The sequence below is a fragment of the Staphylococcus pasteuri genome (genome assembly GCF_030547725.1).
In the GTDB taxonomy this organism is placed as follows: domain Bacteria; phylum Bacillota; class Bacilli; order Staphylococcales; family Staphylococcaceae; genus Staphylococcus; species Staphylococcus pasteuri.
In genome coordinates this window covers 204,076-223,936 of the sequence record NZ_JAUOQO010000001.1, presented here as the reverse complement: position 1 = coordinate 223,936, position 19,861 = coordinate 204,076, and the positions used below count along the sequence as shown (strand labels likewise).

Genomic DNA, 19,861 nt, shown 5'->3' with positions numbered 1-19,861 from the left:
TATTTGTCTTTTTTTATTGTAATAGATTATTGGAGGCGCTAGAAATGACAACATTGAGTAAAATAAGACCAAAAGATTTTATATTCAGAGTGTTATCTGGGGTAGCAGTAGGTATTGTAGCAGGTTTAGTACCTAATGCGATATTGGGAGAAATATTTAAATATTTGATGCAATATCATCCTATTTTTAAAACATTACTAGGTGTTGTTCAAGCAATTCAATTTACTGTACCAGCACTAGTAGGAGCGTTAATCGCTTTAAAATTTAATTTGACACCATTAGCTATGGCAGTAGTAGCAAGTGCTTCTTATGTTGGAAGTGGTGCTGCCCAATTTAAGAATGGTACATGGGTGATTGCTGGAATAGGAGATTTGATTAATACAATGATTACTGCATCTATTGCGGTATTGTTGATTTTGTTAATAGAGCACCGTGTAGGTAGTATGGCTTTAATTGTATATCCAACAGTTGTCGGAGGCATTGCCGCAACAATAGGTGTATTGATTCTACCTTATGTACATTTGATTACAACAGGGATAGGAAATATGGTAAACAGTTTTACAGAATTACAGCCTGTATTAATGAGTATGTTAATTTCAATGGTATTTAGTTTCATTATCATATCGCCGCTATCAACAGTAGCGATTGCCATAGCGATTGGTATTTCGGGTATAGCGGCTGGTTCCGCATCTATTGGTATAGCAGCTACAGAAGCGGTATTACTAATTAGAACTAGCCAAGTCAATCGAGCGGGTGTGCCAATGTCTATTTTCTTTGGTGGTGTGAAAATGATGATGCCTAACATGGTGCGTTATCCGATTATTATGCTACCAATATTAATTACAGCCGCAGTTTCAGGGATTACTTCAGGAATTGTAGGTATAGCAGGTACAAAAGAATCAGCAGGATTTGGATTTATAGGGATGGTAGGACCTATTAATGCATTTAAATTTATGGGTGTTGATTCTGCTTGGTTGAGTTTATTACTTATCGTTGTTGCCTTCTTTATCGTTCCCTTTTTTATAGCATGGATTTTAGATATTCTATTTAGAAAGGTATTTAAAATTTATAGTAATGAAATATTTAAATTTTTAGCATAATAAGTAAAAAACAGGTTTCTTTCATTTAATAGTAAAAGACCTGTTTTTATTATGCTATACTTTATAAAATTTCATTTTTAACCAAAGGGTGGGTATTATGAATAAAAAAATAGAAGAATTAAAATTGAAAGCAGCAAGTCTGACTCGCCAAACTCATGAATTAGGCATTCCAATTATGATTTTATTTGAAGGTATGCCGGCGTCAGGGAAGACACGTTTATCTAACGAACTATTACTGACTTTTGATGCAAAATACACACAATTCATCTCTACTAAGTCACCACAATATGAAGATTTAAGATATCAATTTTTACAAAAATATTGGAACACATTACCTCAAAAAGGACACATTAACATATATTTTAGAAGTTGGTATTCTCATTTCTTAGATTATAAAGAAAACGGTATTAAACAAGCATATTATAAAAAAAGTGAGAAACTAGTTAATCAAATCAAAAGTTTTGAAACAATGCTACAAAATGACAATTATGAATTAATTAAGTTTTATATTGAAGTGAGCGAAGAAAAACGACAAGAACATATTCAACAAACTAAAGACAATCCATTAATGAAATGGAAAGTTCAAGAATATGAACAGGTCATCCCTAATGAAACGTATTTAGCAGAAATGAGAAAGTTCACACATAAAGATAACCAATGGGAAGTCATTGATTATACACAACGTGAAGTCGCATTTGAAAAAATGTACAAACATATAATAGAAAGATTAGAAAACGCGATTAAGAAATCAAAACGACAACAAGCTAATAAAGATGGTGCATTTAGCAAAGATTTTTCGACTAATATGTTTGATGTTAAATTCGAGAAAATTTCTAAAAAAGAATATAAAGAAATGATTGAACCTTTACAAAAACGTATGAGAGAAATTCAATTTGCATTATATGAAAGAAAGATTCCACTTATTTTAACTTTCGAAGGAATGGATGCAGCTGGTAAAGGTGGTAATATTAAGCGAATTCGAGAAAAGTTAGATCCTACAGGTTATGAAGTAAATGGTATCAGTGCACCAACCGATGTTGAATTAGCTCATCATTACTTATGGCGCTTTGCTAAAGAAATGCCTAAAACAGGTCACCTTGAAATATTCGATCGCAGTTGGTACGGCAGAGTGTTGGTAGAAAGAGTAGAGGGGTTTGCCGATAAAGAAGAATGGAAACGAGCTTATCATGAAATTAATGAATTTGAAAAAATGTGGACAGATGAAGGTGCGATTCTTTTAAAATTTTTCTTGTGTTTAGATAAAGATGAACAACTTAAGCGATTTAAGGATAGAGAGCAAGATCCAAATAAACAATGGAAAATAACGGATGAAGATTGGCGTAATCGTGATAAATGGGATTTATATTTAGAAGCAAGTCATGACATGATTAAATATACTGATACTAATTACGCACCTTGGTTCATTGTGCCTGCTGATCATAAGAAGACTGCAAGAGTTGAAGTATTGAAATATATTATTAGACAATGTGAAAAAGTATTATGGGGCGTTAAAGACTATTAAACTAATTCGGATTACAAAATAAATATAGTTTGTGTTTAGATGAAATGATTCAAATTAATGATAAAGTTTGGATATTTCATCTATTTTTATGTTAAAACTAACCATTTTAAATTTTTAGAACTATTACAGTTATGTAACTAAAATGCAATCTGTAATATTACGGCAAATGTAAAAGTTGAGCAAAACTCTTAAAAATCTAATGTAATATAAGGGTTTGTGATGAAATTTTAAACTAAAAAGTTTAAGTCTTTATATTACAAGGACGACATTTATATTTCAAAGTTACAAAACGAGGTTTAGTTTGTAATTTTTTGTAAGGAACGTGTAATATACAAAGCCGATTTTTATGGTATAGTGAATACCGTCGAAAGTTAAACAAAAACATTTTCAATATTGCACAACGAATTTAATACAAGAAAACATATAAAAACAAAAAACTTTTTGGAGGATTTTTCAATTATGAAGAAGACATTTATCGCATCAACATTAGCATTAACTTTAGGAGCAGCAGGTTACGCAGTATCAGGTCACGAAGCACACGCTTCAGAAACTACTAACGTAGATCAAGCACATTTAATCGACTTAGCTCATAACCACCCAGAACAATTAAACACTCAACCAGTTCAAGCTGGCGCTTACGACATTCACTTTGTAAGTGGTGGATTCGAATATAACTTCACTTCAGACGGTACAAACTTCACTTGGAACTACCAAGAAGTTGGTTCAAACGCTTCAACAACTCAAGCATCAGCTCAAACATCAAATACTGCAGCTCAATCAGCTGACTACACAACTTCTTATAACCAAGAAGCTAGTACTCAATCAGTAAGCTCTAACCAACAATCAAGCAACACTAACGTAAAAACTGTTTCAGCTCCAACTACTTCTTCAAACAGTAGTTCAAGCCATAACTACAGCACTAAAACAACTTCATACTCAGCACCATCAACTTCAAGTGCTTCAACTTCAAGTGCTTCAACTGGTGGATCAACTAAAGCTCAATTCTTAGCTAATGGTGGTACTGAAGCTGCATGGAACGCTATCGTTATGCCTGAATCAGGTGGTAACCCTAACGCAGTTAACCCAGCTGGATACAGAGGTTTAGGTCAAACTAAAGAATCTTGGGGTTCAGGATCAGTAGCTAGCCAAACTAAAGGTATGCTTAACTATGCTAATAGCCGTTACGGTTCATTAAGCAGTGCAATTGCTTTCCGTCAAAGCCACGGATGGTGGTAGGATTCAGTTTATAACTGGAAAGAACTTCGAGTTATAAATGATTGAGAGGATGACTATGTCATCCTCTTTTTTTATGTCTTTTTTTATTTAGCTTATTAATTTTTTACAAAGTTTAATTAAAAATTTTAATTCATTTGGTGTTTAGAGTTTAAATAATGATAATGAGGGAACATGTTCTAAAACGTATGTTAATAGGTGATAAAATAGTGAAGGTGTTGTTATGTGTTTGAAAATTATTAAAAAGACCTTGAAATTAACTGTTTTACATAGTTTGTATTGGTTTTCGATTCAAATGACATTAGCACACTTTGGAACTAAAATACCTAATTCATTTTTTGAAAAAAATGATCATATATTTCGTATATACTCTTGGGAAAATAATGGTAAATTTTGGAATAGAATTTTAAAAGTAAACCAATGGAAGTACTTGATACCTGAAGGAAGTAAATTAAATTCTCATATATATAATAAGAATTCAATAGAAGATTTAAATATTGAAACATTAAAACAACTTGATATTGAAATGAAAAGAGCAGAATTGATTCATTGGTTGTCTATAATACCAGTTATTATATTTGTGAAATCTTCTAGATACATACAAATAATCAATTTAATCTATGTATTATTTAGTCATATTCCTGTGATCTTAGTACAAAGATATAATCGTCCAAGATTAGAAAAGTTAATTCGTTTAATTTATAAAAGAGGTTAAATACATGACTGAAAATACTAAAGTGGTTGTTATTGGTGGTGGATTAGGTGGTATATCTGCTGCAATTAGAATGGCACAAAGTGGCTATGAAGTATCATTATTCGAACAAAATGAACATATAGGAGGTAAAGTCAATCGCCTTGAAACGAAAGGGTTTGGTTTTGATTTAGGACCTTCTATATTAACTATGCCTCAAATTTTTGAACGTTTATTCGAATATAGTAATAAACATATGGAAGATTATGTAACAATTGAAAGATTACCATTACAATGGCGAAGCTTCTTTACAGATGGTACATATATAGATTTATATGAAGGAATAGAACAAACATTTTCAAATAATGACCAACTATCTTTGACTGATAAAGAAGAGTTACAAAATTATTTAGAGTATACACGACGTATACAGCGAATTACAGAAAAAGGCTATTTTAATAAAGGGTTAGACAAATTAAAAGATATTATAAAATATCATGGGCCTTTACGTTCTTTAAAAGAGTTTGATTATTTTTCTACTATGCAACAAGCAATAAATCAACGTGTTAGTAATCCTAAATTAAGAGATATGTTAGGTTACTTTATCAAATATGTAGGTTCATCTTCTTATCATGCACCAGCAGTATTATCAATGCTATTTAATATGCAACAAGAACAAGGTCTATGGTATGTTCAGGGCGGTATACATCGACTCGCTCAAGCATTGGAACAACTTGCTATAGAAGAAGGGGTTCAAATTCACACTAGTGTATCTGTTAAAAATATAAAAACCTATCATGACGACGTAGTAGGAGTTAGATTAGCAGATGGTAGATTTTTTGAAGCTGACTATATTATCTCTAATATGGAAGTTATTCCTACATATAGAGAATTATTACATTTTAATCAAAAACGTATTGATAAATTAGAAGGCGTATACGAACCGGCTAGTTCTGGATTTGTAATGCATTTGGGTGTCAGTAAATCTTATCCTCAGCTACGACATCATAATTTTTTCTTTTCCAGTAATTCAAAAAGAAATTATGAAGAAGTATTTGATCAAAAAATATTACCTCAAGACCCAACTATTTATTTAGTAAATACGAATAAAACTGACTCAACTCAAGTACCTAATGGTTATGAAAATATAAAAGTTTTACCACATATCCCATATATTCAAGATAAACCTTTTAAAAAAGAAGAGTATCAAATATTTAGAAACATCGTATTAGATAAATTAGAACGTATGGGACTAACTGATTTAAGACAGCATATTATATATGAAGATTATTGGTTACCTGAAGATATTGAGCAACATTACCGTTCTAATAGAGGAGCAATATATGGTGTTGTAGCAGATAAAAAGAAAAATAAAGGTTTCAAATTCCCTAAATGTAGCCAATATTTTAATAACTTGTACTTTGTTGGTGGTTCCGTCAACCCAGGAGGCGGTATGCCTATGGTTACTTTAAGCGGACAGCAAGTAGCAGATATGATTAATCTGCGCGAAGGAACTAAAGGAGAAAAATAGTGAGAATGATTCAATATATTATTACTGTTTTTACAACGTTATCAATAGTGTGTGGTCATTTTATATATAATCATAGATATAGATTGAACCATCAGAAAACAAATAATAGCCATGATTTGAAAGAAATAAATGGGAGTAATCCAATCATAACTATTATTATTCCTGCTAGAAACGAAGCTCATAGATTACCACAATTACTGGAATCCTTATTAACGCAAACTGGAAATTTTAAAGTGATTGTCATGGATGATGGTTCTACAGATGACACAGTCAACGTTGCAAAAGCATATCAAGTTGAGGTTCATCAAGTTCAATATTCCATTGAAGATAAATGGCGTGGTAAATCACGTGTATGTTATGAAGGAATGAAGTATTGTAATAGTAAATTAGTAATGTTTGTGGATGCAGATGTAGTATTTGAAAATAACGAAGTCATTGAGAAACTTATTCATACTTATCATCATCAAGACGATAAAGGGTTACTAAGTGTTCAACCTTATCATAAAACACGAAACACATATGAAAGTTTATCAGCAATTTTTAATTTAATGACTGTAGTAGGTATGAATCACTTCTCGTCTTTAAAGAAACAGAAGGACAATAATATAGCATTTGGGCCAATATTGTTAACTAACATAGATGACTATTTAGCTACTAATGGGCATCTGAATGCAGAACACAGTATTATTGAAGGCTTTGCAATTGGCCAAGCTTATCAACAACTCAATTTACCTGTCACACTTTATGAAGGAAAAGGCAATATTCATTTTAGAATGTACGAAGAGGGGTTGAATGCATTAGTTAAAGGTTGGACCAAGCATTTATCTGTAGGTGCTAATCAGACAGAGTCACGCATAATGTTTGCTATAATGATTTGGCTATTTGGTTCTATAATGACTAGTTTAGGAATAATATTTAGTTGTATTTATAAACCTATTTCAAAATTTAAAATGTTAACGCTATACTTTATCTATACAATTCAGTTTATTCAATTGCATCGACGTGTTGGTAATTTTTCTAGGATATTGTTATGTTTACATCCATTACTATTTTTATTTTTCTGTAGTATTTTTGGGAAATCATTGTGGCATACATATATTTTGAAAAAGGTTGAATGGAAAGGTAGACACTTTGACATTCATTAAAGTGAATAGTATTAAAGCAACAGGAGGTCAAATAATGACAACGATTAATGAAAGTTATAAATATTGCCATCAAATTATGAAAAAGTATTCTAAAAGTTTTTCTTATGCGTTTGATTTATTACCTGAACATGAGAGGCGTGCGATATGGGCAGTATATGCAGTATGCCGAATTATAGATGATAGTATTGATGAAGAACAAGACCCTGAAAAGTTACAAGCTATTAAAGAAGATATTCAATTAATTGAGGCACAAGAAGTTCAGTCAATTGATCAATTCAAAAGTGATGAGCTTATTATGTTAGCTTTTTTAGATGCGTCAAAACAATACAAAATGGAATATCAATCATTATATAATCTTATTCATGCTGTATCAGAAGATGAAGATTTTGAAATGTTTAAAGAAGATAAAGATTTGATGGGATATTGTTATGGTGTAGCTGGCACAGTAGGTGAAATATTGACACCTATTTTGACTGAACATCCCGATGAAGAAACTTATGAAGTATCGAGACAATTAGGAGAAGCTTTACAATTAACTAATATTTTACGTGACGTTGGTGAAGATTTTGAAAAAGGTAGAATTTACTTTAGTCAATCAATGATTCATCAATTTGATGTAGATATAAAACATGCCTTCCATAATCAACCTACACAAAATTATATTCAATTATGGGAACATTACGCTCAAATTGCAGAAAAAGATTATCAATATACTTTAGATCATTTGGAAGTATATAAACCTGAAGCAAGACCAATTATAGAATTAGCAGCACTCATTTATAAAGGAATTATTGATGAAGCACGACAACACGATTATCCATTACATCGTCGAGTTTATGTTTCTAGAATTAAAAAATTAAAGATATATAGACAGATTAAAAATAAATATCAAGAATAGGATGAATGCGAATTGAATATTGCTGTAATAGGTGCAGGTGTAACTGGATTAGCCTCGGCAGCTCAACTAGCCGCAAAAGGACATCAAGTCACACTATTTGAAAAGAATAATAAAATTGGTGGACGAATGAATCAATTTACGAAAGATGGTTTTACCTTTGATATGGGTCCCACTATTGTAATGGTGCCTGAAGTATACAAAGCAGTGTTTGAGGATTGCGGACAGCGTTTTGAAGATTACGTTGAAATGGAACAATTACGATACATTTATGACGTCTACTTTGATAAAGATGACAAAGTACGTGTACCTACTGATTTAGCTGAATTACATGAAACGTTAGAACAGATTGAACCAGGAACAACACACGGATTTATGAAATTCTTAACTGATATTTATAAACGATATGAGGTTGCGAGAAAATACTTTTTAGAACGTACATACAGAAAACCATCTGACTTTTATAATATGACATCATTGATTCAAGGATATAAATTAAAAACATTGAATCATGCTGACAACCTAATTGGTCAATATGTAGATAATGAAAAAATTCAAAAATTACTAGCCTTTCAAATGTTATATATAGGAATAGATCCTAAACGAGGTCCATCATTATACTCTATCATACCGATGATTGAAATGATGTTTGGTGTTCATTTCATTAAAGGTGGAATGTACGGCATGGTTAAAGGATTACAAAAGTTAAACGAAGATTTAGGTGTCGATATTCAATGTAATGCAGATATTGAAGAAATTATTATAGATCCTAAATATAAGACAGCAGATGGTGTCAAAGTAAATGGTTTGGTCCAGCGTTTTGACAAAGTATTATGTACAGCTGACTTTCCTTATGCAGCACAAGAATTAATGCCTAAACATGCACCTATTAAAAAATATCCACCTCAAAAGATAGACAAATTGGATTACTCTTGCTCTGCTTTTCTAATGTATATTGGAATAGATAAAGATATTACAGAAGATGTGTTATTGCATAATGTCATATTTTCTAATCATTTCAGACAAAATATTGAAGAGATTTTTGGCGGTAATATATCAAAAGATCCTTCATTATATTTATATGTACCAAAAGTAGGAGATCAATCATTAGCACCAGAAGGTCAAACAGGGCTATACGTTCTTATGCCAACGCCAGAACTTAAAACAGGACAATTAGAGTGGGACAACGAAGATTTTATAAATGAAGTTAAAGATATTATTTATCGTAAACTGGAAACGATTCCTACATTAGAAAGTATTAAGGAACACGTGATATCAGAAACGATTTTTACTCCAGAAGATTTTGAAAGTAAATTTAATGCTAAATTCGGTACTGCATTCGGTTTAATGCCGACATTATCACAGAGTAATTACTTTAGACCACCTAATGTTTCTAAAGACTATCAAGATTTATACTTTGCAGGTGCAAGTACCCATCCGGGAGCAGGCGTACCTATCGTATTAACTAGTGCTAAAATTACAGTTGATGAAATACTTAAAGATATAGATAATCAGATTTAAATTAAAAGTTAGCGGAGTGTAATAACTCTGTTAGCTTTTTTTGATTAAATCATCTAAAAATTAAGAATATTGACAATATTTTAACGGTTGATAAAATGAATGTACTAATAGATGATTATAAAAATAGTTGAATAATGTATAAAGGGGGCGTTTTAAGTTGAAAATGTCGAATCGATTAGCGGCTATCCCTGAGAGTTATTTTGGAAAAACGATGGGACGTAAAATTGAACATGGACCATTACCATTAATCAACATGGCTGTTGGTATTCCAGATGGAGAAACACCACAAGGTATTATTAACCACTTTGCTGAAGCATTAAAAATACCTGAAAATCAAAAATATGGTGCCTTTCACGGTAAAGATACTTTTAAACAAGCTATTGTAGATTTTTATCTAAGACACTACGGGGTCAAATTAGATAAAGATGAAGAAGTATGTATACTATATGGTACAAAAAATGGGTTAGTTGCATTACCAACATGTCTAGCAAATCCAGGTGACAACGTCTTATTACCAGATCCAGGATATACGGATTATTTGGCAGGTGTGATGCTAGCTAACGCTAACCCAGTTCCATTAAATTTAGAACCGCCGTATTATTTACCAAATTGGGATGAAGTGGATGCAGAAATATTAGAAAAAACAAAGTTAGTTTATTTAACCTATCCTAATAATCCTACAGGTTCAACTGCTACGAAAGCAGTGTTTGATGAAGCAATACAAAAATTTAAACATACAGATACCAAAATCATTCATGATTTTGCATACAGCGCATTTGGTTTTGATGCTAAAAATCCAAGTATTTTATCTTCAGAAAATGGAAAGGATGTAGCAGTAGAAATCTTCTCATTATCTAAAGGATACAATATGTCAGGATTTAGAGTTGGTTTCGCAGTAGGTAATCGTGACATGATTCAAGCTTTGAAAAAATATCAAACACATACAAATGCTGGTATGTTTGGGGCGTTACAAGACGCAGCTACTTATGCATTAAATCATTATGATGACTTTTTAGAAGAACAAAATGCCACATTTAAACGAAGACGAGATATCTTTGAGAGTAAATTAGAGGAAGCGGGAATACCATTTGTTCATTCAACAGGAGGCATTTATTGCTGGTTGAAGACCCCACCTCAATACGATAGTGAAGCGTTTGAACAGATGTTATTAAAAGAACAATCAATTTTAGTCGCACCTGGTATACCATTTGGTGACAATGGAAAGTATTATGTCAGACTTTCATTAGCATTATCTGAAGAACAACTTGAAACAGCAGCAAAACGATTATCAACATTATACAATTTATATGAAAAATAATGTGTAGGGGATGTTAGTATGACTAAAATAAAAATAATGAGTGTACGTGATGAGGATATTGTCTATATTGAAGATTGGGCTAAGAAGAATAACGTTGAATATGAACTATCACGTCATCCTTTAACAGACGATAATATAGATGAAGCAGAAGGATTTGATGGACTATCACTTTCACAACAAATACCTATCTCTGAAGAAGTATTTGCGAAGTTAAAATCATTTGGTATTAAGCAAATCGCTCAAAGAAGTGCGGGGTTTGATACATATGATTTAGAATTAGCATCAAAGTATGGCATCGTTGTTTCCAATGTGCCGTCATACTCACCAAGCTCAATTGCTGAATTTGCAGTGACGCAAGCAATTAATATAGTTAGAAACTTTAATGCGATTCAAAATAAAATGAAAGTACATGATTTTAGATGGGAATCTTCGATATTATCAAAATCAATAAGTGAATTAAAAGTAGCAGTAATTGGAACAGGTAGAATTGGAAGTATTGTTGCCAAGATTTTTGCACAAGGATATGATTGTGAAGTTGTAGCGTATGATCCGTTTCCAAATGAAGTTAGTGAAGAATATGTAACTTATCAACCTACATTACAAGAAGCAATTGAAGGTGCAGATATAGTGACATTGCATGTGCCTGCTACAAAATACAACCACCATTTATTTGATAAACACATATTTTCTCATTTTAAAAAAGGAGCTGTATTTGTAAACTGTGCTAGAGGCTCATTAGTAGATACCAATGCATTATTATCTAGTATAGATAGTGGACAAATCAAAGGAGCTGCTTTAGATACGTATGAATTTGAACGTGGATTATTCCCTAGTGATCAACGTGAACAACAGTTTAATGATCAATTATTGCAACAATTAATTGATAGAGAAGATATCATTATTACGCCGCATATTGCATTTTATACAGATGCTGCAGTAAAAAATTTAATCGTTGATGCATTAGATGCAACATTAGAAGTACTACAAACTGGAACAACACACTTACGAGTAAATTAAAAATGGGGGGATTGAGACATAAACCCCAAAATAAAAGCACTAAGGTGATTAAAAATAAATCATCTTAGTGCTTTATCTATACTCAATGCTTTATTTGAATTATTTAACATCGTAACCTTGATCTTCAATAGCATCTTTCATGTCTGATAATTGTACTTTATCTTCATCATAATCAACACGTACTTGACCATTGTCTAAATTAACTTCTGCTGCAGAAACACCATTGATTTTTGCTAGTGCAGATTCAACTGCATTTTTGCAATGATCGCAACTCATACCTTCTACATTTATAATTTTTTGTCCCATTTTATTCACCTCTATAAATTAATGACTTACTTCTATTTTATTACTATATTGCATAACTTGAAAGGAAATTACATATCAGTTAGTGTTGAAATTATTTTATAATACGTTTTAATCTTAGGGCATTTGTGACTACACTGACAGAACTAAGTGCCATTGCAGCACCAGCAATCCAAGGGGCGAGTAGGCCTAATGCTGCAATAGGGATGCCGGCTATATTATAACCAAATGCCCAAATTAAATTTTGTCGTATGTTACGCATTGTTAATTGGCTAATACTTAATGTTTTAGGTAGTAAGGATAAATCACCACCTAATATAGTTATGTCGGCGGCTTCAATCGCAACTTCAGTTCCAGTACCCATCGCTATACCAATATCAGCTGTTACAAGTGCAGGAGCATCGTTAACGCCATCTCCAACCATGGCAACTTGTTTACCTTCCTTTTGTAATTGTGTTATATGTGCAGATTTTTCGTCAGGAAGTACATTTGCTATAACACGATCAATACCCACTTGTTTTGCAATAGCTTGAGCAGTATTATCATTGTCACCTGTTAGCATAACAACATTAATATTCATATCGTGTAATCGACGAATTGATTCAATTGCATTGTCTTTAATAGTATCTGCTACTGCTATCAGACCTTGATAAACGCCGTTAATAGCGATAAGCATGGCAGTTTTACCATTGCTCTCCCAATCTGTCATTTTAGATTCAATATGATTTGAGAGTTCAACATTATTTGATGTCATTAACTGGCGATTACCTACTAGAACTTGTTTTTGACTAACAGATGCTTCTATTCCATGACCAGGCAGTGCATTAAATGTATCTGTATTTATTAAGTTGATATTATTTGTTTGAGCATAATCAACAATTGCTTTTGCAAGAGGGTGTTCAGAAGCATATTCTGCACTTGCAAGTAATTGTAACGTTTCGTTATCACCCTCAAAATCAGTTACAACAGGCTTACCATTTGTAATAGTACCTGTTTTATCTAATACGATAGTATCAATATTTTGTGCTTGTTCAACGTATTGACCACCTTTAAATAAGATGCCTTTTTCAGCAGCACGACCAGTACCTACCATAATAGATGTTGGAGTTGCCAATCCTAATGAACATGGACAAGCGATCACTAGCACTGAAATAGCGGCTACAAGTGCTGGTTCAAATTCTCCGAAATGTACTAACGTAATCCAAATAATAAATGTGAGTAAAGCAATACCTATAACAGTAGGTACAAAATATCCAGAAATTTGATCTGCTAAACGTTGGATAGGTGCTTTAGATCCTTGAGCTTGTTCAACGACTTTAATGATATTAGCTAGTGCGGTATCATTACCTACTTGAGTAGCTTGAATAACAATGGCGCCATTTTGATTAATTGTCGCACCAATAACTTTATCGTTGATTTGTTTATCTACAGGTATAGATTCACCTGTAAGCATAGATTCATCTATTGACGTTGTACCTTTTAGAATAATGCCATCAACTGGAATCTTTTCACCTGGTTTAATTAAAATATTATCATTTACTTGAACATCTTTTACAGGTATCATCATTTCTTTATTGTCTTTAATAACACGTGCTTCTTTAGCTTGAAGGCTTAATAGTTCACCTAATGCATTAGTAGTTTGTGTTTTAGCTTTCGTTTCTAAATATTTACCAAATAAAATTAAAGTAATTAACACTGCACTCGTTTCAAAATAAAGATGAGGCATTTGAGTTGTGTGATTGAGCCATTTAAACATTTCATAGATACTATAGAAATAGGCAGCACTCGTGCCTAATGCCACTAATACATCCATATTTGCGGAACCATTTTTAAGATTTTTATAGGCGCCTTTATAGAATTGCCAACCTATAATGAATTGTACCGGTGTGGCTAATATGAATTGGAACCATGGATTCATAAATATTGAAGGTAATGGCATATGAAACAAATGAACTAACATCGTTGCTAGTAATGGTATTGATAATATAGCAGCTATGACTAATTTAGTAAGTTGCTTTTTAAGTCGTTTATCTTTATTAGAATATTGATTTTGTCCTTCTTTTACTTTTGCATCATAGCCTAAATTTTGTATTTTAGAAATGAAATCATCGCTATTAACTACTCCACGATAATATTCAACAGTAGCTTGTTCGGTAGTTAAATTGACGTTGGCATTGATAACACCATCAATTTTATTAAGTACTTTTTCAATACGATTAGAACATGCTGCACATGTCATGCCAGAAATCGTTAATTCTACACTTTCTTTAACGACATCATAGCCTAAATGTTGAATTTCGTTAACGTAATCCTCAGTATGATATTGTCCTTGATGATCATCAATTGTTGCTTGCTCAGTTGTAATGTTAACTTGAGCAGTAACATCATCAAGTTTATTGAGTTTCTTTTCTATTCTATTTGAACACGCAGCACATGTCATTCCTGTGATATCTATAGTTGTTTTTTTGTTATTATCCATGTGAAAGCCTCCGTTTCTTCTCATCATTAATGTACCCCCTATAGGTATATAAGTCAAACACATTGTTTGCCAAAAGAAGAAAGTAAGACTAGATAATAAAAAAATCCCACACAAATATTTTAAGAAACATTTGTGTGGGATTTTATCATCTATATTAACAGCTAATATGCTGGAATTGTAGCTCTTATAAATAGAATGGATTTTTGGTTAACGAGTTAGAAAAAGTCTGAAGGGGAAAATTGTTTAAGATCAATATCTTTAACTTGATTGATGTCATAATTAGAAATATTTTCTAAGATTTGACCATCTTTTGCTTGTTGATAATAACGATCGGCTTCATTAATAACGTCATGAGTTTGGAAAGTTTTGACCACGCCTAAAAGTATAAGAACTGCGATTGCTGATTTTAAAATACGTTTCATGATATTGGCTCCTTTAATGTGTTGGTAGAGTCTATTATAAAAAATATGTTGATAAAAAACATGAGGCTATAGTATTGATGTGAACTCGTACTTCAGTATGATTCTTAAAGAATAGCCCTATAAAGGTGTATAAGTAGTTTTATATGTAAGTTTATAGGGAAGGTGAATAAAGATTAGGAAAGGGGCAAAACTATGAACTTATTAGAATTTCATCAACAAATTAAAGGATATACGCAACCACAACAACCAGGCATTGAAGCTGACATGAATCCTAAACCAATTGCTGAATTAGACGAATATAAAGCAGCTGGAAAATTAAAAGGAAAAGTAGCACTTATTACTGGCGGAGATTCTGGTATTGGACGCTCTGTAGCAATTCTATTTGCTAAAGAAGGTGCTAATGTAGCTATCGGATATTATAATGAACATCAAGATGCAGAAGATACCGTTAATCGATTAAAAGAACTAGGTGTCGAGGCTAAAGCATATGCGCATGATTTAAAAGACGAAAAGCAATCACAACAACTTATCAAAGATGTTGTAGAGGATTTCGGAGGACTTAATATATTAGTTAATAATGGTGGCGTACAATTTCCAAGAGACCATTTTGAAGAAATTACGCCAGAACAAGTTAAAGAAACATTCCAAACTAATATTTTCGGCATGATGTTTTTATCACAAGCTGCCGTACCATATTTAAATGATGGAGATACGATTATTAATACAACAAGTGTGACAGCTTATAGAGGTTCAGAACACTTGATTGATTATTCAGCAACAAAAGGCGCCATTGTATCATTTACGCGTTCATTAGCTACAACACTTATGGAGAAAAATATTCGTGTAAATGCAGTTGCACCTGGACCGATTTATACACCTTTAATTCCTTCTACATTTGATGAAGATAAAGTTGAAAATCAAGGCGGTGGCACTCCTATGGGACGTAGAGGTCAACCAGCAGAGCTAGCACCTTCCTATGTATTTTTAGCTACATCTGCTGATAGTTCTTATATTACTGGACAAGTAATTCATGTTAACGGTGGAGACTACATGACAACATAGGAGTTAATATAGAAAAGAGTAATTGTTAGGGTGAAAAGATTAATGACTGAAAAGGAAAAAATGTTAGCTCATCAGTGGTATGATGCTAATTTTGATAATGAATTAATTGAAGATAGAAAGAAAGCTAAAGACTTATGTTTTGAATATAATCATACGAGACCTAGTAATGAAACAAAAAGACATGAGATATTATCGACTTTATTTAATGCAAAACTTGAAAATATAAGTATAGCGATTCCTTTTGATACAGATTATGGTTGGAATATTACCTTTGGAAAAAATGTATTTTTAAATACTAATTGCTATCTAATGGATGGCGGAGGTATCACTTTTGGAGATAATGTATTTGTTGGTCCCAATTGTGGATTCTATACAGCAACACATCCATTAAAGTTTAAAGACAGAAATAAAGGTTTAGAATTAGCTGAAGAAATTATAGTAGGAAGTAATACATGGTTTGGGGGTAATGTAGCAGTTTTACCTGGAGTTACTATAGGTGAAGGCAGTGTAATAGGTGCGGGTAGTGTAGTGTCTAAAGATATACCACCAAATAGTTTAGCAGTAGGTAACCCTTGTAAAGTGATACGTCAAATAGACAATGAATAAATAAATGAGATATAGTCCATAAGATTAATTTAGGTTATTCCTGAATATGATTTCTTATGGACTTGTTTTTTATAAAAAGTAAAATATAAGCCTTTATAAGTTGAGACTAATTTTCATTTCTTTAATATTTTAGTTAATTTTTGAAATATTAAGATTTTTAAATGAAAGCGATTGCAAAATTACAATGATACATAGTAGAATGAAAGAAAGGTTGAGATAAAGTTGCATTAGCGTGACAGTAACATGAGTAAAATAGCGCACTTATCTAGACCTGTATGTAATTAAACAAAGGGTTCAACAACTCATTTTAATATTTCATAGGGGGTACGCAATAATGGTAGTAGATTTTAAAAATGAACCAGGAATTGATTTTTCTGTTCAAACGAATGTAGATAAATTTAAAGAGACTTTAAAAGCAGTAGAGGGTCAATTAGGTCAAAGTATTCCATTAGTCATTAATGGAGAAAAGATAGATAAAAAAGATCAATTTGAATCTATAAATCCAGCTAATACTTCTCAAACTATTGCTAAAGTTTCAAAAGCAACAAAAGAAGATGTTGAAAAAGCATTTCAATCTGCTAACGAAGCATACCAGACATGGAAAAAATGGTCTCATAAAGATCGTGCTGAATTAATGTTACGTGTTGCTGCAATTATTCGTCGTCGCAAAGAAGAAATTTCTGCTGTTATGGTTTATGAAGCGGGTAAACCATGGGATGAAGCAGTAGGCGATGCGGCTGAGGGTATTGATTTTATTGAATACTATGCACGTTCAATGATGGATTTAGCTGGTGGTAAACCTGTTTTAGATAGAGAAGGAGAACATAACAAATACTTCTATAAATCTATAGGAACAGGTGTTACAATTCCACCTTGGAATTTCCCATTTGCGATTATGGCTGGAACAACATTAGCACCAGTTGTAGCAGGTAATACAGTTTTATTAAAACCAGCAGAAGATACGCCGTTAACTGCTTATAAATTAATAGAAATTTTAGAAGAAGCAGGTTTACCAAAAGGTGTAGTTAACTTTGTACCAGGAGATCCTAAAGAAATTGGTGACTACTTAGTAGACCACAAAGATACTCACTTTGTAACATTTACTGGTTCAAGAGCAACAGGTACACGTATTTATGAAAGAAGTGCAGTCGTTCAAGAAGGACAAACATTCTTAAAACGTGTTATCGCTGAAATGGGCGGTAAAGATGCTATCGTTGTCGATGAAAATGTTGATACAGATTTAGCAGCAGAATCAATTGTAACATCAGCATTTGGATTTGCAGGTCAAAAATGTTCTGCATGTTCAAGAGCAATTGTGCATCAAAATGTTTATGATGAGGTATTAGAAAAAGCTGTTAAATTAACTAAAGAATTATCTTTAGGAGACACAACAGGCAATACATTTGTAGGACCAGTAATTAATCAAAAACAATTTGATAAAATCAAAAATTATATCGAAATTGGTAAAGAAGAAGGTAAATTAGAACAAGGTGGAGGCACTGATGATTCTACTGGATATTTCATTGAGCCAACTATTTTCTCTGGCTTGAAATCTTCAGACCGAATTATGCAAGAAGAAATCTTCGGCCCAGTTGTTGGATTTGTTAAAGTAAAAGATTTTGATGAAGCGATTGATGTTGCTAATGATACTGACTATGGTTTAACTGGTGCAGTAATTACTAATAATCGTGAACACTGGATTAAAGCTGTAAATGAATACGATGTAGGTAACTTATACTTAAATCGTGGATGTACAGCAGCAGTTGTTGGATATCATCCATTTGGTGGATTCAAAATGTCAGGTACTGACGCTAAAACAGGTAGCCCAGACTACTTATTAAACTTCTTAGAACAAAAAGTTGTATCTGAAATGTTCTAATACAAAATAAAGTAATAGTCAAAGACGTTGTGTAAGTCTATCTCAGATTTATGCAACGTTTTTTTATGAATTCAAGTGCAAAATTAATTTTATAAATATTAAGAAAAGATTGATGAAATATTAATTTTACAGAAAAATGATTAAAACATTTAAATAGTGATATATACTCAATAAGAACTTTTAAATATAAGGCTATTGGGAGGATTTAATCATGAAGGGTAGTAAGAAACTAAATCAATTATTAGAAGATAATGAAAAGAAATTAAAAAAGCTTTTTAAATACGATAAGAAAGAATCTTTGTCATTTACAAAAGAAGATAGAGAAAAAGTTGAAGATCAATATGGAGTTTATGTCATTTTCGATGGTAAGAAACCTATATTTGTTGGTCAAACAGGTGGTTATGCGACAGGTTATAAACCAATTCAAAAAGATTTAAATACAAAATTAGCTCAATATAATTCTAAATCTGATAGTGGTACAACTAAATTCAGAAAAGAACTTGCTAAAAATAAAAATGCAGATACTTCTGAACTAAAAGAAATGACTGCTGAAAATTATGGTTTAACATTCCAATATATTAAAGTTAAAGGGGAACCCGCTTTTATTAATATTTTAGAAATTCTTGCTTTAGAATATGCTAAAGAAAAGGAAATTAAACTTTATAACTTTGCTTAATTAAACAATGACAGCGTCTTATGAATTTAGGCGCTGTCATTTTACTTTTAAATTACTTTAAGTATGTGAATTATTTTTTTCTTCAATATATCGTTTATGATAATATCTAGATAATTTCATATCATGTATAAATGAAATAACAGGTCTTGCTGTCATTTGAATACTACCAATTACAAATAATATCGTACCCAAAGTCATAGTTGCATCACTAAAAAAGAAAAAGCTTCCTACCAAAAATACTAATCCCAAAATAATATCATTAATTTGATATATTGCTTTATAAAAATTGGTGATTTGATTAGCATGATCTTGTGTAGCTAGATCATATTTTTGATTATTAGTGTTTAAATGTAAGTCGACACTGTTTTTATTGTTGTGGTGGGTAAACATGGGTAAACCTCCTTTAAATTCATAACATCAAATACCCTTATAATAATTAATAAAACGCATGAGTTACTATA

General features: G+C 31.9%; 18 protein-coding genes. 14 read left to right on the top strand and 4 right to left on the bottom strand.

Features of this window, described 5'->3' with window-relative positions:
* The first annotated feature begins 44 nt into the window (after positions 1-44).
* From Q4528_RS01010 to Q4528_RS00965, 10 genes are all read left to right on the top strand, one after another.
* Positions 45-1,100 carry a PTS sugar transporter subunit IIC gene (locus tag Q4528_RS01010; RefSeq protein WP_303520202.1) on the top strand — a complete coding sequence of 352 codons (1,056 nt, stop codon included), beginning with the start codon at positions 45-47 and terminating at the stop codon, positions 1,098-1,100.
* Between the two features lie 97 nt (positions 1,101-1,197).
* Positions 1,198-2,622 carry a polyphosphate--AMP phosphotransferase gene (locus Q4528_RS01005; RefSeq protein ID WP_017636594.1) on the top strand — a complete coding sequence of 475 codons (1,425 nt, stop codon included), beginning with the start codon at positions 1,198-1,200 and terminating at the stop codon, positions 2,620-2,622.
* A gap of 459 nt (positions 2,623-3,081) precedes the next feature.
* Positions 3,082-3,858, top strand: a complete 777-nt coding sequence (locus tag Q4528_RS01000; protein ID WP_303520199.1) for an aggregation-promoting factor C-terminal-like domain-containing protein — start codon at positions 3,082-3,084, stop codon at positions 3,856-3,858.
* Positions 3,859-4,084: 226 nt separating this feature from the next.
* Positions 4,085-4,570: a glycosyl-4,4'-diaponeurosporenoate acyltransferase CrtO family protein gene (locus Q4528_RS00995; RefSeq protein WP_046466986.1), complete on the top strand. Its 486-nt coding sequence runs from the start codon at positions 4,085-4,087 to the stop codon at positions 4,568-4,570.
* A 4-nt stretch (positions 4,571-4,574) separates the two neighbouring features.
* Entirely contained in the window at positions 4,575-6,077 is a 1,503-nt protein-coding gene (locus Q4528_RS00990) for a phytoene desaturase family protein (protein ID WP_046466987.1), read from the top strand.
* A complete protein-coding gene (locus Q4528_RS00985) occupies positions 6,077-7,222 on the top strand; it encodes a glycosyltransferase family 2 protein (protein ID WP_117239241.1) in 1,146 nt (381 codons plus the stop codon). Before Q4528_RS00990 ends, Q4528_RS00985 begins: the two co-directional genes overlap by 1 nt.
* Positions 7,223-7,256: 34 nt before the next feature.
* Positions 7,257-8,120, top strand: a complete 864-nt coding sequence (locus Q4528_RS00980; protein ID WP_046466989.1) for a phytoene/squalene synthase family protein — start codon at positions 7,257-7,259, stop codon at positions 8,118-8,120.
* Positions 8,121-8,132: 12 nt separating this feature from the next.
* Positions 8,133-9,638 (top strand): phytoene desaturase family protein, encoded by a 1,506-nt coding sequence (locus Q4528_RS00975; protein WP_072291822.1) that lies wholly within the window; start codon positions 8,133-8,135, stop codon positions 9,636-9,638.
* A gap of 163 nt (positions 9,639-9,801) precedes the next feature.
* The gene (locus Q4528_RS00970; protein WP_181910900.1) at positions 9,802-10,956 is read left to right on the top strand and encodes an aminotransferase class I/II-fold pyridoxal phosphate-dependent enzyme; all 1,155 of its coding nucleotides are present in this window, start codon (positions 9,802-9,804) and stop codon (positions 10,954-10,956) included.
* A gap of 18 nt (positions 10,957-10,974) precedes the next feature.
* Positions 10,975-11,973, top strand: a complete 999-nt coding sequence (locus tag Q4528_RS00965) for a D-lactate dehydrogenase (protein ID WP_046466992.1) — start codon at positions 10,975-10,977, stop codon at positions 11,971-11,973.
* Between the two features lie 99 nt (positions 11,974-12,072).
* Here the strand turns inward: Q4528_RS00965 and copZ are convergent, their stop codons facing one another.
* From copZ to cwrA, 3 genes are all read right to left on the bottom strand, one after another.
* Positions 12,073-12,279: a copper chaperone CopZ gene (gene copZ, locus Q4528_RS00960; RefSeq protein ID WP_046466993.1), complete on the bottom strand. Its 207-nt coding sequence runs from the start codon at positions 12,277-12,279 to the stop codon at positions 12,073-12,075.
* A gap of 91 nt (positions 12,280-12,370) precedes the next feature.
* Positions 12,371-14,755: a heavy metal translocating P-type ATPase gene (locus tag Q4528_RS00955; protein ID WP_303520191.1), complete on the bottom strand. Its 2,385-nt coding sequence runs from the start codon at positions 14,753-14,755 to the stop codon at positions 12,371-12,373.
* A 215-nt stretch (positions 14,756-14,970) separates the two neighbouring features.
* Positions 14,971-15,177 (bottom strand): cell wall inhibition responsive protein CwrA, encoded by a 207-nt coding sequence (gene cwrA, locus Q4528_RS00950; RefSeq protein WP_029055986.1) that lies wholly within the window; start codon positions 15,175-15,177, stop codon positions 14,971-14,973.
* Positions 15,178-15,369: 192 nt separating this feature from the next.
* Between cwrA and Q4528_RS00945 the strand changes: the two genes are divergently transcribed.
* From Q4528_RS00945 to Q4528_RS00930, 4 genes are all read left to right on the top strand, one after another.
* Positions 15,370-16,239, top strand: coding sequence for an SDR family oxidoreductase (locus tag Q4528_RS00945; RefSeq protein ID WP_046466994.1), 870 nt, complete (start codon positions 15,370-15,372; stop codon positions 16,237-16,239).
* A gap of 42 nt (positions 16,240-16,281) precedes the next feature.
* Entirely contained in the window at positions 16,282-16,845 is a 564-nt protein-coding gene (locus Q4528_RS00940) for a sugar O-acetyltransferase (protein WP_017636581.1), read from the top strand.
* Between the two features lie 334 nt (positions 16,846-17,179).
* Positions 17,180-18,724: an L-glutamate gamma-semialdehyde dehydrogenase gene (gene pruA, locus Q4528_RS00935; protein WP_303520188.1), complete on the top strand. Its 1,545-nt coding sequence runs from the start codon at positions 17,180-17,182 to the stop codon at positions 18,722-18,724.
* Between the two features lie 211 nt (positions 18,725-18,935).
* Entirely contained in the window at positions 18,936-19,400 is a 465-nt protein-coding gene (locus tag Q4528_RS00930; protein WP_017636579.1) for a hypothetical protein, read from the top strand.
* 57 nt (positions 19,401-19,457) lie between these two features.
* Here Q4528_RS00930 and Q4528_RS00925 read toward each other — a convergent pair whose 3' ends face one another.
* Complete coding sequence (locus Q4528_RS00925; protein ID WP_046466995.1) at positions 19,458-19,790, bottom strand: YrhK family protein; 333 nt, start codon at positions 19,788-19,790, stop codon at positions 19,458-19,460.
* Positions 19,791-19,861 lie beyond the last annotated feature (71 nt).